General features: G+C 59.9%; 9 protein-coding genes. 6 read left to right on the top strand and 3 right to left on the bottom strand.

Annotated elements, in window-relative coordinates:
* The first annotated feature begins 171 nt into the window (after nt 1-171).
* The 5 genes from HRH33_RS12450 to HRH33_RS12430 all read left to right on the top strand — a co-directional run bounded on the left by HRH33_RS12450 (nt 172) and on the right by HRH33_RS12430 (nt 6,741).
* Nucleotides 172-1,326 carry an efflux RND transporter periplasmic adaptor subunit gene (locus HRH33_RS12450; protein ID WP_167417552.1) on the top strand — a complete coding sequence of 385 codons (1,155 nt, stop codon included), beginning with the start codon at nt 172-174 and terminating at the stop codon, nt 1,324-1,326.
* A 2-nt stretch (nt 1,327-1,328) separates the two neighbouring features.
* On the top strand, nt 1,329-4,421 hold the full coding sequence (locus tag HRH33_RS12445; protein ID WP_167417551.1) for an efflux RND transporter permease subunit: 3,093 nt from the start codon (nt 1,329-1,331) through the stop codon (nt 4,419-4,421).
* A 114-nt stretch (nt 4,422-4,535) separates the two neighbouring features.
* Entirely contained in the window at nt 4,536-5,177 is a 642-nt protein-coding gene (locus HRH33_RS12440) for a DUF1345 domain-containing protein (protein ID WP_167417550.1), read from the top strand.
* A gap of 70 nt (nt 5,178-5,247) precedes the next feature.
* Nucleotides 5,248-6,087: an AraC family transcriptional regulator gene (locus HRH33_RS12435; protein WP_167417549.1), complete on the top strand. Its 840-nt coding sequence runs from the start codon at nt 5,248-5,250 to the stop codon at nt 6,085-6,087.
* A 54-nt stretch (nt 6,088-6,141) separates the two neighbouring features.
* Nucleotides 6,142-6,741 carry a LysE family translocator gene (locus HRH33_RS12430; protein WP_167417548.1) on the top strand — a complete coding sequence of 200 codons (600 nt, stop codon included), beginning with the start codon at nt 6,142-6,144 and terminating at the stop codon, nt 6,739-6,741.
* A 52-nt stretch (nt 6,742-6,793) separates the two neighbouring features.
* Here the strand turns inward: HRH33_RS12430 and HRH33_RS12425 are convergent, their stop codons facing one another.
* From HRH33_RS12425 to HRH33_RS12415, 3 genes are all read right to left on the bottom strand, one after another.
* A complete protein-coding gene (locus tag HRH33_RS12425; RefSeq protein ID WP_167417547.1) occupies nt 6,794-9,052 on the bottom strand; it encodes an autotransporter outer membrane beta-barrel domain-containing protein in 2,259 nt (752 codons plus the stop codon).
* 250 nt (nt 9,053-9,302) lie between these two features.
* Nucleotides 9,303-11,336 (bottom strand): hypothetical protein, encoded by a 2,034-nt coding sequence (locus tag HRH33_RS12420; protein WP_243269817.1) that lies wholly within the window; start codon nt 11,334-11,336, stop codon nt 9,303-9,305.
* Nucleotides 11,337-11,505: 169 nt separating this feature from the next.
* Complete coding sequence (locus HRH33_RS12415; protein ID WP_167417546.1) at nt 11,506-13,479, bottom strand: hypothetical protein; 1,974 nt, start codon at nt 13,477-13,479, stop codon at nt 11,506-11,508.
* A gap of 246 nt (nt 13,480-13,725) precedes the next feature.
* Between HRH33_RS12415 and HRH33_RS12410 the strand changes: the two genes are divergently transcribed.
* Nucleotides 13,726-14,745, top strand: a complete 1,020-nt coding sequence (locus tag HRH33_RS12410) for a LacI family DNA-binding transcriptional regulator (protein WP_167417545.1) — start codon at nt 13,726-13,728, stop codon at nt 14,743-14,745.
* Nucleotides 14,746-14,769 lie beyond the last annotated feature (24 nt).

Genomic DNA, 14,769 nt, shown 5'->3' with positions numbered 1-14,769 from the left:
TGCAAACGCCCTCCGGCATTGGATACTGAGTGTTGCAAGATTGTGCAAGGATATACGCCCTCGGTGCCTCGCGCGCCGCACCTTACATTTCTTCACACACCTGCTACACAGCTTCACAGCACCGAGGCGCCGGTGACTTTAGGATGCGCCAGTCATTATTGGGATAAGAGCATGTCGAAGAATCTGTTTGCGCCGTTTTGCCTGCTGGCCCTGACGCTGGCACTGAGTGCCTGTGACCAGTCGGCCGTCGAAGCGCCGGAAATGCCTCTGGCCAAGGTTCGCATCGAGACCTTGCAAGCCAAGCCCCTGTCCATCAGCAGCGAATTGAGCGGGCGCATCGCCGCGCCACGCATTGCCGAAGTGCGCGCGCGGGTAGCCGGCGTGGTGCTGCAGCGGGTGTTCAAGGAAGGCCATGACGTCAAACAGGGCGATGTGTTGTTTCGCATCGACCCGGCCCCCTTCAAGGCCGACCTGGACAGCGCCAAGGCCAACCTGAGCAAGGCGGAAGCCAACGCGTTCCAGGCGCGCCTGCAAGCGCAACGCTACAGCCAGTTGGTGGAAGGCAACGCCATCAGCGGCCAGGACTACGACAACGCCCGCGCCGCCGTGCGCCAGACCAACGCCGAAGTCGCCGCCAATAAAGCCGCCGTTGAACGCGCCAAGCTCAACCTCGGCTACGCCACCGTCACCGCGCCGATTTCCGGGCGCATCGGCCGGGCGTTGGTCACCGAAGGCGCCCTGGTCGGCCAGAACGAGGCCACACCGCTGGCGATCATCCAGCAACTGGACCCGATCCACGCCGACCTTACCCAATCCACCCGCGAGCTGAACGACCTGCGCCGCGCCTTCCGCGCCGGCAGCCTGAAGCAGGTCGGCCAGGACCAGGCCAAGGCCACGTTGATCCAGGACGACGGCAGCCTCTACCCGCTGCCGGGCAAATTGCTGTTCGCTGAAATCAGCGTCGACCCCGGCACCGGGCAAATCGTTCTGCGCAGCGAGTTCCCCAACCCGGACCTCGACCTGCTGCCCGGCAGCTTCGTGCGCGTACGCCTGGAGCAGGCAGTCGATACCCAGGGCCTGAGCGTGCCGCAACGCGCCATCACCCGCGACAGCGCCGGCGTCCCCATGGTGCTACTGCTGGACGCCGAACAGACCGTCAGCCAGCAACCGGTGGAGCTGGGCGCGGTGATCGGTGATCGCTGGGTGGTCAGCCATGGCCTCAAACCCGGTGACCGCATCATCGTGGAAGGCCTGCAACACGCGCGGCCCGGTGAGAAAGTCCAGGTGGACGACAGCCCAGCCAAGCTGGCCAACAAGGATTCCTGAGCATGCCGCAGTTCTTTATCGACCGCCCGATCTTCGCCTGGGTGGTAGCGCTGTTCATTCTGCTGGCCGGCCTGTTGGCCATCCCCCAGTTGCCAGTGGCGCAATACCCGAACGTCGCGCCGCCGAAAGTCGAGATTTACGCGGTGTACCCCGGTGCCTCGGCGCAGACCCTGGATGAGAGCGTCGTAAGCCTGATTGAGCAGGAACTCAACGGCGCCGATCATCTGTTGTATTTCGAGTCCCAGAGCAGCCTGGGGTCGGCAACGATCACGGCCACCTTCCAACCCGGCACCAACCCGGAGATGGCCCAGGTGGATGTGCAGAACCGCCTCAAAGCCGTGGAGCCGCGCTTGCCCCAGGCCGTGACTCAGCAGGGCCTGCAGGTGGAAAAAGTCTCCGCGGGCTTCCTGCTGCTGGTGACCCTCACCTCCAACGACGGCAAGCTCGATGACGTTGCGCTCAGCGATTACCTGGCGCGCAACGTGATGAACGAACTCAAGCGCCTGGACGGGGTGGGCAAGGCTCAGCTGTACGGGGCCGAGCGCGCCATGCGCATCTGGATCGACCCGCAGAAGCTGATCGGTTTCAACCTCACCCCGGCCGACGTGAATGCCGCCATCGCTGCGCAGAACGCCCAGGTCTCGGCCGGCAGCATCGGTGATTTGCCGGGCACCCATACCCAGGAAATCACCGCCGCGATCCTGGTCAAGGGCCAATTGTCGACCCCGGCGGAATTCGCCGACATCGTGCTCAAGGCCAACCCGGACGGTTCCACCGTGCGCATCGGCGATGTGGCGCGGGTGGAAATCGGCAGCCAGGAATACCAGTTCTCCACGCGCCTGAACGGCAAACCCTCCACCGCCGTGAGTGTGCAACTGTCACCGGGCGCCAATGCGCTGAACACCGCGACCCTGGTGCGGGCGAAGATGGACGAGTTGTCGCGCTATTTCCCGGCCAATGTGGAATACAAGATCCCGTACGACACCTCGCCTTTCGTCAAAGTCTCGATCACCAAGGTGGTCTACACCCTGCTGGAGGCCATGGCGCTGGTGTTCGCGGTGATGTTCCTGTTCCTGCAGAACGTGCGCTACACGCTGATCCCGACCCTGGTGGTGCCGATTGCGCTGATGGGCACCTTCGCCACCATGTTGCTGCTGGGTTTCTCCATCAACGTGCTGACTATGTTCGGCATGGTGCTGGCCATCGGTATCCTGGTGGACGATGCCATCGTGGTGGTGGAGAACGTCGAGCGGATCATGGTCACCGAGGGGCTACCGCCCAAGGAAGCGACGCGCAAGGCCATGGGGCAGATCACCGGCGCGATCATCGGCATCACCCTGGTGCTGGTGGCGGTGTTCCTGCCGATGGCGTTCATGGCCGGGTCCGTGGGGGTGATCTACCAGCAGTTTTCACTGTCGATGGCCACCTCGATTCTGTTCTCGGCGTTCCTCGCCCTGACGTTGACCCCGGCCCTGTGCGCCACTTTGCTCAAGCCAATCGCCAAGGGCGAGCACCATGCCAAAGGCGGCTTCTTCGGTTGGTTCAACCAGCGTTTCGAGCGGCTCACCGAGCGCTATACCGGCTGGGTGGCCTACGCCCTCAAGCGCAGCGGCCGCTACCTGCTGATCTATCTGGTGCTGCTGGTGGGCCTGGGGCTGTTGTTCACGCGGCTGCCCTCCTCGTTCCTGCCGGTGGAAGACCAGGGTTACACCATCACCGATATCCAACTGCCGCCGGGCGCCAGCAAGAACCGCACGGTGCAGGTGGCCGAGCAGATCGAAGCGCACAACGCCGGCGAGCCGGGGGTGGGCGATACCACCATGATCATGGGCTTCAGTTTCTCTGGCTCCGGGCAGAACGCAGCGCTGGCGTTTACCACGCTCAAGGACTGGTCGGAGCGCAGCAGCGAGGATGCCGCCGCCGCGATTGCCGAGCGTGCCAATGGCGCGTTCAGCGAGCTTAAAGATGCGATTGCCTACTCGGTCCTGCCGCCGCCCGTGGATGGCCTGGGCACCTCCAGCGGTTTCGAGTTCCGCCTGCAGGATCGCGGCGGCGTCGGCCATGCGGCATTGATGGCGGCGCGCACCGAACTGCTGGCCCTGGCGGAGAAAAGCCCGATCCTGGCCAATGTGCGCGAAAGCGCCCTGGCCGAGGCGCCCCAAGTGCAGTTGGAAGTCGACCGCAAACAAGCCAACGCGCTGGGGGTGTCCTTCGCCGAGGTGGGCAATGTGCTGTCGTCGGCGATTGGCTCGGCCTATGTCAACGACTTCCCCAACCAAGGCCGCATGCAGCGCGTAGTGGTGCAAGCCGAAGGCGACCGGCGCAGCCAGGTCGAGGACCTGCTGAAGATCCACGTACGCAACGACGCCGGCAAGATGGTGCCACTGTCCGCCTTCGTGCAAGCCAAATGGACCCAAGGCCCGGCGCAGTTGACGCGCTACAACGGCTACCCGGCCATTGCGATTTCCGGCGAGGCGGCGCCAGGCTACAGCACCGGTGAAGCGATGACCGAGATCCAGCGCCTGGTCGGCCAACTCCCGGCGGGCCTGGGCCAGGAATGGACCGGCCTGTCGCTGCAGGAACGCTTGTCCGGCTCACAGGCGCCGATACTGCTGGGGCTGTCGCTGCTGATCGTGTTCCTGTGCCTGGCGGCACTGTATGAAAGCTGGTCGATCCCGACCTCGGTATTGCTGGTCGTGCCGCTGGGCGTGCTCGGCGCGGTACTGGCGGTGAGCTTGCGCGGCATGCCCAACGATGTGTTTTTCAAGGTGGGCCTGATCACCATCATCGGCCTGTCGGCGAAGAACGCGATCCTGATCATCGAGTTCGCCAAGGACCTGTATGACCAGGGCGAAGACCTGATCGACGCCACCCTCAAGGCCGCGCGCCTGCGGTTGCGGCCGATCATCATGACCTCGCTGGCCTTCATCCTCGGCGTGGTACCGCTGGCGATTGCCACCGGGGCCAGCTCGGCGAGCCAGCAGGCAATTGGTACAGGGGTGATCGGCGGCATGATCACTGCGACCTTGGCGGTGGTGTTTGTACCGGTGTTCTTTGTGGTGGTCATGAAGCTGGTGCGCAAGCGCAGTCGCTGACTATCAGCTTCAAGCGGCCAGCCAGAGCACCCTTGCTTCAACTTGCCGCTTGAAGCTTGCAGCCTGCAGCTGCTCAACCTATGTTGCTCACTATTCCCCCGAATCGTGAGCGCCATGCCCTTCCTTGCCCGCACCCATCCGCGTCTCTCCGCCGCCGCCGTCCTTGGCCTTGCGGTGGGTATCCTGGCGCCGTCCGGAACCGTCACCGGCAAAATTCTGATCGGCTGGAATGCCGGCGTCTGGACCTACCTGCTGCTGATGCTGTGGTTGACCAGCCGAGCCAAGGCCGAGGACGTCAAGCGCATCGCCGAGGTAGAGGACGAGAACGCCGGGCTGGTGCTGTTCACGGTGTGCATCGCCGCCATCGCCAGTCTGGCCACCATCACGTTCGAGCTGGTGGGCAGCAAAGACCTGGCCACCTCCGAGCGCTTGCTGCACTACGGGTTTACCGGGTTGACGGTGATCGGCTCGTGGTTGCTGATCGGGGTGATTTTCAGCGTGCATTACGCCCGACTGTATTACACCTGGACCGGCAAGGAGCCAGCGTTGCGCTTTGCCGAGGGCTTGCTCACGCCCAACTACTGGGACTTTCTGTACTTCTCCTTCACCATCGGCGTGGCCGTACAAACCTCCGACGTGGGCGTGGCGACCCGAGGCATGCGCAAAGTGGTGTTGGGGCAATCGCTGATCGGTTTCTTGTTCAACACGGCGATCCTGGGGTTTTCGATCAACATCGCCGCCGGCCTGTTCGGCTAGGCTGCACAAACCTTCTAGACGCTCACACCGCGAGGCGCGTTAATGGGGTTTTACCGTCGCCGAGGGGGATATGGCCGCGCACAATTGGATCGACCTGGCCCAGGACGCCGACACCGGCATCGAAACGCTGCGCGCGCATTTCGAGGGCCACGCCTATGACCCCCACTGGCATGACAGCTACTTGATCGGCGTCACCGAGCAAGGCGTGCAGCAATTCAATTGCCGCCGCGCCCGTCACAACAGCGTGCCGGGCCAGGTGTTCCTGGTGGAGCCCGGCGAGCTGCATGACGGCGACGCGCCCACGGCGGACGGGTTCACCTACCACATGCTCTACCTCGACCCGCAATGGTTGACACGGGAAGTCAGCGCGGTGTTCGAAGAAGCACCGGTTAACAGTCAACTGGGGTTTGCCAGCACCTTGGCCAACGATCCGCGCCTGGCCCTCGCCACCAGCCAAGCCTTCCGCACCCTACATAGCGGCGAACTGCGCATCGTGCGTCAGCGCGCTATGGATCAATTGCTCGAATGCCTCACCGGCCAATTGCACTGGCGTCGACGCTATGGCGAGGACCCGCGCCTGCCATGGGTGGCACACAAGGCCCGGGAATACCTGCATGCTCATCTGCACCACGACGTGGGCATGGACGAGCTGGCACTGGCCTGTGGCGTTGACCGCTTTCGCTTGAGCCGCGCCTTCAAGAGCGCGTTCGGCCTGCCGCCCCATGCCTACCTGATACAACTGCGCCTGGCGCGTGCGCGGCACTTGTTGGCCAAGGGTGAACTGCCGGCCGATGTGGCGATTACCCTGGGCTTTGCCGATCAAAGCCACCTGGGCCGCTGGTTCGTGCGCGCCTATGGCCTGACACCGGCGGCGTACCGCAAGCGCTGCACAAATCTTCCAGACAGATAACGCCCCGCCTGGTGAAGATCGACGCCTTAATCGGGTTTATCGGAGTCACTCGCCATGTTGTCCACCTTGTTGCCGTTCATGCTGTTTGCCTTTGTCGCGTCAATCACCCCGGGGCCCACCAATATCCTGGTGCTGAGCAACAGCGCGCGTTATGGCTTCAAGGCTGCCGTGCCGATCATTCTCGGCGCATGCGCCGGCGCGGCGGGGCTTGTGCTGGTGGTGGGTTCAGGGGTCGGCCAGTCGCTGACACAGGCCCCCAAGCTGCAAGCCGTCATGCAATGGGCCGGGGTAGCATGGTTGAGCTATCTGGCCTGGCAGATTTACCGTGCGCCGGCCGAGGCGATCGACCCACAGTCGACGCAAAAACGCCTCGGTTTGATCGGTGCCGCCAGCCTGCAAGTGATCAACCCGAAAACCTGGATGATGGCACTGGCGGTAGTCAGCGTATTTGCCGGCAATGGTGCCGATCGCCAGCACCAGGTGCTGTCCCTGTCGCTGGTGTTCTTCCTGATTGCCCTGCCTTGCCTGGGTGCCTGGGCACTGCTGGGTGCCGGATCCAACCGGGTCTTGCGCTCATCGACGGCAGTACAGCGTTTCAACCGGTGCATGGCCCTCCTCTTGCTGGGGTCGACTTGGCTGAGCGTACTGATCTGAAGATGAAAAAAAGGGGAAGCCGAAGCTTCCCCTGTTGAAGTGAACGAGCGCCTTAGAAATCGTAGCGCACGCCGAAGTTGACACCCCATGGCTGGTCGATCTTCTTGCCTTTGCTGGTTTCGAAGTCCGCATGCAGCTTGAGGTTCTTGGAGACCGACATAGCCACACCGGCCGCCAGCTCGATACGCGAACCCGACAGATCGTTGTTGAAGCTCTGATCGTTGATGAACACCTTGTTGCTCTGGTCGAACTCGTGGGCAACTGCCGTGCGCAGGTACGGCTGCAACACACCGCCGCTTTCCAGCTGGATGTCCTTACCAGCGGTGACGCCCACCTTACCGACCACCGAGCTGGAACGATCACCCTTGGCCTTCAGGCCATTGGACAGCTCGTAGCTCTGCGCCTGGGTAATCGTCGCCGCCAACTGGCCATAAGGCTCGACGAAGAAGTCGTTATCCAACTTGATGTGGCGACCGACCTCAGCCGACGCACCCACAGCGTTCTGCGTGTAACTGCCCTTGGCTTTCTTGCCGTCGCTCATGGTCACATCGACATCGTTGTGCAAGCGGTTGAGCTTAGCGACACCATCGAAGTACAGACCGCTCTCGTCATCCAGCCAGGTGGCGTAGGCACCCAGGTAGTAGCTCTTGACCTCGCCTTTGCTACCCCGGTTGAGGCTCAGGTCCGACGTGCTGTGACCGGCCATGACGCCCGCCAGCCATTGGCCGTCGCCGCTGGACAACGGCGTGTCAGCACCGATGGTGAAACCTTTTTGCGTCTGCGAATAACCGGCGCCATTCTTGTTGGCCGCCACTTCGTGCTTGTTGCCGTAGCTGCGCATCCACAGGCCATTGTCGCGGCGATCGCTGAAGCGCAGTTCACCCATGCGGGTACGCAGGATGGACGACTCACCGTACAGGATCGTCGGCGCACTGTTGAACAACGCCAGTACCGAGTGAGCACTGGTGCTGGTGCCTTTGCGCGTCGGGTCCAGCAACCAGTCGCCGCCGTCCTTCTGCAAGCCATAGGCGTATGCACCGATATCCACGGTATCGCCCACCAGAGAGAAGTGCGCGTCGCCCCCCTCGGTATGCACCACCTTGATCGGCTGGCCGCTGGCCAGTTCCGAGCCGGTGGCGTTCAGCAACAGGCTGTGGTTGCCTTCGGCCTTGCCTTCCACATTGAGGAAGTCGGTCTGGTGCGTGGAGAAGTCGGTGTGCATGACAAAGGTGCCATTGCCTTCCAGACTCTTCACGTCCAACTGGTAGAACTCATCCGGCCCACCGAAGTGCACGGCACCGCCGCCCATCTTCAAAGCGTCGACATTGCTGTCACCTACCAGATTCCACTGGGAGGCGTTGTTCACACTCAACTCGGCAACGTTTTTCAGCTGGCCGGTGAGTGAGGAGCCGTTGTTGAGCTGCACTTTGGCAGTGGAGCCTTCTTCTACCACCACATCACCAAACAAACGGCTATTGTCGACGTTCATATTGGCACTGGAACCGCCGGTGACTTCCAGGATATTGCCGTTGCCGCCGGTGAGGGTTGAGCCGTTGCGCACCTGAATATCGGCGTTAGTCCCGGCTTTTGTCAGGATAGCAGCGCCATTTGTGCCTTGGACGCTGGAACCCTCCAGCACCAGCGTGGTGTCCAGAACGCCGGAGGATCCGTCAATGCCCATTTGCACGCCGTTTGCTCCCCCGACAAAGTGACTATCAGTGGCGAAAGCCTGTCCGCTCAACAGTGCAACACCGATGCCATTGGCGTTCGTCGCCTGGACGCGCGAACCGGAAAAATCCAGCACGCTGTAGGCGCTGGCAGAGGCTCCCTGATTAGTACCAGTGACAGTACTATTGACTACTTTGACACTGGAGCCATCGGTCCCGCCCAAGGAACGCCCCGCAGCCAGCGCAGTACCGTTGCCATGAATGACATTACTGTTGCTGATCAATACGTTGCTGCCGCCGACAGCATGGAGAGCGACGTTGGCCGTGCTGCGAGCGATGACATCGGAGCCGTCGATACGGACCTGCGAATTAGTGGCAGAAATATCTTGGGTAGAACTGCCCGGCGTGACCACTAATGTGGCGGATCGGGCACGAATATCCTTGGTGACGACACCCTCGACCGTCAGGCCGGAACCTGGGAGTAACTCAAAACGATCCGGTGCGGGTCCTGGGCGGACATACTCATCAGGCCCGGTGACAACTCGGGCTTCGGCTGTATGTGCCATAACCATGAGCAAGGTAACGGCCTTGACTTTCAGGGCGACACTCAATGGCGAAAGCTTGAAACTGAATACGGATGACATGTAACTAACCTCTGGGTTGGCATTCCAATATGGAAGAAACTGGCCGGTTCCAAAGTGCGAGGGACCATGCCAATCGAGCGTCGCCAAGTTATCCCGAGCGGTTACCACTTTATGTAGGACTAATCCCAAGTGCCTGCATTAATGGGCCACACGGCAAGTAGCCCTGAAGGGATGCCCAGCTCCCAGAGAGAGTTATAAAAAACGCCAAAGGGAAGCCGTGCCTCCCTTTGGCGACAACTGCGCGCCTCTACTACGCTGGCACGGGAGTTCCGTCGCAGAAAATCCCGGTAGGCCCACCAATTAGATGGCCACGCACCAGCGGTGTGGCTTCAGCGGAAGTGACCAGTTGGCCATGCAACATAATGGTGTAGTAAACCCTGGCTGATCCGGCGGTCCGGTTAGCTCTAGTGGGTTGAATCGGTTTGAAGCGTGTGAAGTAGTCTTCCAGTTTGAAGTCGATTCCACTGTTCAATTCGGTTTGTGTCAGCGGCGGCGAGTCCTTGAACCCATAGACCTCAGTGACTTCGTCCGTACCCAAGTCATCCCGGTAACCCCGCCAATGCAACCTGACAATCATGTTTAAAGCGAAATGTTCTGAGGCCGGGGCATGGACTAGAATATTCCCTAGTGCGGGCTCGAAGCTCGTGCAATTGAGAAACCCAGCGCCATCGCCTAACAGCTTTTGAATAATGGGTGGGCGAAGTGAGATGATGTTGGCCGTGACTTCTACTAGCGTAGTGGACGAATATTGCCTGTTAGAAGAGCCTGTCGAGCCAATGGTGTAATACACCCTCATCGTTCCATTACCGTGACTTGCAATGATGCTCCAAGGAATGTGCATCACTACATCTTGGAGCGCCGTACCATTTGGTACGAATAGGGTGTCAGCCAGTACGCCCTCATAGTAGAAATAGATAGTGAAGGGACCCGCGTCCGGCGTGGGGGGAAAGTGCCACAACCTTATATGGACATTGGCTGGCCGGTTGGCGTGCTCAGGCGTCAGCTCATTATCCGCACCCTCGATGCCTGTTGCATCTTCGCCTCTGACCACTGCCGGGTTCAAATTAGGGTTGATCAGGCTCGGCTCGTCCGGATTGGTCGGCCCCACCACGAAGAGGTCCAGATTCGTCATCGCGGTCAACAGCGCATTGTGGCTGACTGAACGACGTTTGACGACGTAGGAAACGGTCATCTCCAATTCCCCTTGCGTCGCGCCATAAATCTGAAGCAGCGTCGGAAATTCCGCATGCACCGTTACCGGAAAAAGGTTGTTGCCTAGCGGCACATCGGGCAACGTTTGTGAGCCCAATGAGGTTGTCAAGGTCACACTGAGAACGTCACCGTCATTGCCGCGCATGTAGTTGTCGTAAGCCGGTATACGAATGATTGCGCCATTGAGTTGCGCGGCGTCATCACGATCGATCAGTTGATCGCCGGGCACCGCCAAATCGATAGTGGGCGCCTTGAAGTTAGTTGGCTCAGGAAACAGCGCCACATCAAAAACAAACTGGGACGACAGTCTCGCGGGGTTTCCCGCCGCGTCGTACAACTCGTAGCGCAAACTGCGCAACCCATCTTCACTGCCCTGGACAACCGACAATGGCAAGGGGATTGTCAAATTGGCAGGAAGCACCCATTTCGGATCGCTACTGCCAGCAGTAGGCAGATAGGGCGTATCCGAATTGTTGTAGTACAACAAGGCATAGTCACCGTCTGCCTGCCCGTTGTCCCCATAACCAGGCACGGTAAACAGCGCGGTTGCATTAGGCAACCCTTGGAAATACGCCAAGGTGGCAGGCGTCGGCAAATCTCCCGGAGGCAGCGGCGCGGGGATCGGTCCCACGTGGCTGTAATAAGGACCCGCAAGGTCAACGATCAGCGGCTGACGCAACGATTCACTTTCATTCTTGACGCTCTCAACGTACACGCTGTATAGCAAGTGGTGAACGCCAGGTGGCCGCCGCGCCAGTGCAATATTGACCGGCACACCGGTTGCCGGGGGGGAGGACACCGTACATGTCGTGAATGGGTCGTCCGGACGAGTGTCACCCAATGGCCACATCCACACACTCACAGTGTCCGGGGCACTTGGGTCCGTACTGAAATCCTCCCAACGAGGAATTATAAAATCCATGGTTTCTTTGAGCGCGGTATAGCGATCAATTAGACCGGGGAAACCCGGTACCTCGCCTTCATAGGTACCAGGGGGCAAAGCATTCAGTCGATCGGATTCTCGACGACGAGCTTCAAAGCAACGAATAAATTCCAACGTTTTCTTTTCCATCTCTATTCTCCAACGTGAATTAACTAACACTGCGTTCTCAAGGCGTGCGAAAGCACGCGATGCAACATCGCAATTGGCCTTGCTCGTAGTACGCAAGATGAAAGACTTACTTTAAAGCTAACGACTGATTACAACGGTATTACCAAATCTATATAAGCCTCTAGCTGTTCTAAGTCTCGACGCGGGTCGGTACTCCGTCGCTTGCGCATAAAATCTCATCGCCCGCCTGGCAATACCCGCCCGCAGGGTAGTTGAGGTCGATACGAATATATCTGGGCTTTGACTCACCAATGAGCGCACCGCCACGTCTTACTTGGAACCACGCTTGCGCGGTGCGACTGTCGCGCATCGGGACCACTTTTTCTTCATACGGCCAAACAAGGAAGTTCAAGCCACCCTCCAATTGTTCCTGACTGAAGAACGTTTGATTTTCGGCATACCTCGACTGATCAATAGCCGGCGGTGACCAATTATTATTAGGGAAGCCTTCCCACATCAGCCTCACTACATCGTTGAGTTGGAATCGCGCATCGGGCGCGACATACCAACCAACACCTTCGAAAATCTCCGGTTTGGAACAGCACGCCAATTTAGCGGCGGGGCCCACCAGCGAATGTTTAAGCACGGGTTCGTTAAATTGAATCAGCGCTCCCGTATTCACGTTTACCAACGTATTGGGAGAGCGTTGATCATTCACGCCATTACTGGTGGTGTAATACACCGGCAAGGCCGGGTTAATGACCCCCGTCATCGCTGCCCAGGGAATCACACTGGAAAACACCAACTGCCCTTCTACATCCCCAAGTTGTACGGTGTAGGTCGCGACCGGTCCCGTCCCGTTCCAGTAGAACCGAAGAATCTGCCCCGGTTCGGGGTTGTCATAAAGCAGCACACGAGCTCGCGCGCCTGCAGGATTGTCATCATGGTTAACGACGTCTTGAGTGTTAGAGGTCAACCCCCACACTTGCGCGACCGGCAAATCCGGATTGAGCAGCGCCGGCGCATTGACATGGTCCTGCCCGGCGATGGTGAGGTTTACATTCACCGGAATATTGAAAGACGGAAATGGTGGCAAAGCGCCGCGAATGATCTCGTAGCGGACCGGGACCGTTTCGGCGATCAATGGGTCAGTCAAAGGCCCGCGTAAAACACTCCACGGCACCTCGACATCACAGGGGAAACTGTTGACCGGCTGCACAGCGGTGGGGCGACCTTTCCAATACACAATGACCTGATCCATGGGTGCCCAGTCGGTGTAAGCAGTTATCCTGACAAACACGCCAGCCCTGGCGTCTTCGCGATTGATCAGTAAGTCGTCGTAGCGGGGCGGAACAATTTGTGGCAACGGCAAGTCGCCCGGCAACGGGACCAAAGCCAGTTGAAACGGCAGTCCTGCACTGCGGTCACTGAAGTTGCCGGCCCTATCAAAAATTCGGAAAAAAACGTACGCGGCACCGTTACTCAGCGTGCGAAACGCATCGGCAGGCAACGTAACGACCAAGGGATCAGTGCTGGAGACCAGTTCAAACGTGCCGTCCTCCCCGGCAACCGGAGGGTTGGGTGAATTCGACAGGTAGAAGTGAATGATGTCGCCGTCATTGCGCCCCGTATAAAGAGGAACGTCAAACGCCACCTGCGGATTATTGATCAAGTACGCCTCATCCATGAGAGGCGAAGGTGGCACCACAAATTCCAGGTGATCCGCCGGGTTCAGCAACTGCGGAGAGCTCATATCGACTGTCAGTGTTCGTTTGGGGTCGAGGACACTCTCTCCACCAAATGAATCAGTGACTGAGTAGTACAGTTCAACCGGGCCAGACTGCTCACGCAGCACCACTAACGGTATAAACATCTCGTGCTCGGCAGGAAACGGCGGCGGCGTATGGATCATTAGCTGGTCGTCATGAACCACCACACCGCCCCTTGCCCAAAAGAGCTTGAGAGTATGTGGCGTGTCCAACGGCTCCGGCGGCGGCGCCCACATTGGGATCAACACTCGAAGCGGCGCCAGCATCAGCGCCGCCGGTATCAAGCCAGTTGGATCCGCAGGGTCGACACCCGGGATGTTTATCGGAAGGAGTGCCAGCGCCCCCGGAGGTACCGCTCCTAAGGTCTCGTTGCCAGGATTGAATCTGCGTGACATGACGACTCCCTCAATGATGTGGTGCGAATAAACCAGACCGGGTCACCGACTGAAACTTGAGGAAATTAAACCCTTAACGATGCCTATCGGAAACTGTCAGAACTAACAGGTAATGGCGCCACTGGTCGGAATGGAATGCCTGGCGCCACCATCATTTTTCTTGACGACCTGGGTTATAACGTGTTCCATGAAACCGGTTTCAGCCGCCACTTGTATGACGTTTTCCAATAATAAAGGCCGTCCCACGTGACCACTTTTTCCACCGCCCAGCGCAGCCGCGTGACCATGCTCGACGTTGCCCGCCACGCCGGCGTGTCCAAGGCCAGCGTCTCGCGTTTCATCGGTGAAGACCGCGCCCTGCTCTCCGATGCGATCGCCCTGCGCATCGAGCAAGCCATCGAACAACTCGGTTACCGCCCCAACCAGATGGCCCGAGGCCTTAAACGTGGCCGCACGCGCCTGATCGGTATGCTGGTGGCGGATATTCGCAACCCCTATTCCATTGCGGTGATGCACGGCGTAGAAACCGCCTGCCGCCAGCATGGCTACAGCCTGGTGGTGTGCAACACCGACCGCGACGATGAGCAGGAGCGCCAGCACCTGGCGGCCCTGCGCTCGTACAACATCGAAGGCCTGATCGTGAACACCCTCGGCCATCACCTCGACCAACTGCTGGAATTGCAACGGGAAATGCCCCTGGTGCTGGTGGACCGCAAGGTCGAGCCGCTGCACAGCGACCTGGTGGGGCTGGACAACCCGGCGGCGGTGCAGATGGCGGTGGAGCACCTGGAACAACAGGGCTACCGCGACTTGCTGCTGGTCAGCGAAGCCACCGATGGCACCAGCTCGCGCCTGGAGCGCCTGGCCAGTTTCAAAGCCGAGATCGCCCGCCGCCCGGCGTTGAGCGGCGCCGTGCTGGAGCTGGACGACGCCCTTGAAACCCACCTGCGCAATTTTCTCGCCACGCCGGGCCCCAAGGCGTTGTTCTGCGCCAACGGCGTTGCCGCGCTGGCCTGCACCCGCGCGCTCAAGAATCTTAGCTGCCACCTATTTGACGACATCGGCCTGATCGCCCTGGATGACCTGGACTGGTACCCGCTGGTAGGCAACGGCATCACCGCCCTCGCCCAACCCACCGAAGCCATCGGCGCCAGCGCGTTCGACTGCCTGCTCAAGCGCTTGCGCGGCGACACCGAGCCGACCCGCACCCTGGATTTCCTGCCCCAACTCATCATCCGCGGCTCCACCACGCGCCGACAGGGATGAGTGTTTTTTTTGAACAAAAATGAA

Source organism: Pseudomonas rhodesiae (assembly GCF_013285305.1).
Taxonomy (GTDB): domain Bacteria; phylum Pseudomonadota; class Gammaproteobacteria; order Pseudomonadales; family Pseudomonadaceae; genus Aquipseudomonas; species Aquipseudomonas rhodesiae.
This window is presented reverse-complemented; position numbering and strand designations above follow the sequence as displayed.

Bases quoted from the DNA above. Each gene is read 5' to 3' on its own strand.
- HRH33_RS12450 (WP_167417552.1), top strand. From the start codon at position 172: ATGTCGAAGAATCTGTTTGCGCCGTTTTGCCTGCTGGCCCTGACGCTG.
- HRH33_RS12445 (WP_167417551.1), top strand. From the start codon at position 1,329: ATGCCGCAGTTCTTTATCGACCGCCCGATCTTCGCCTGGGTGGTAGCG.
- HRH33_RS12440 (WP_167417550.1), top strand. From the start codon at position 4,536: ATGCCCTTCCTTGCCCGCACCCATCCGCGTCTCTCCGCCGCCGCCGTC.
- HRH33_RS12435 (WP_167417549.1), top strand. From the start codon at position 5,248: ATGGCCGCGCACAATTGGATCGACCTGGCCCAGGACGCCGACACCGGC.
- HRH33_RS12430 (WP_167417548.1), top strand. From the start codon at position 6,142: ATGTTGTCCACCTTGTTGCCGTTCATGCTGTTTGCCTTTGTCGCGTCA.
- HRH33_RS12425 (WP_167417547.1), bottom strand. From the start codon at position 9,052: ATGTCATCCGTATTCAGTTTCAAGCTTTCGCCATTGAGTGTCGCCCTG.
- HRH33_RS12420 (WP_243269817.1), bottom strand. From the start codon at position 11,336: ATGGAAAAGAAAACGTTGGAATTTATTCGTTGCTTTGAAGCTCGTCGT.
- HRH33_RS12415 (WP_167417546.1), bottom strand. From the start codon at position 13,479: ATGTCACGCAGATTCAATCCTGGCAACGAGACCTTAGGAGCGGTACCT.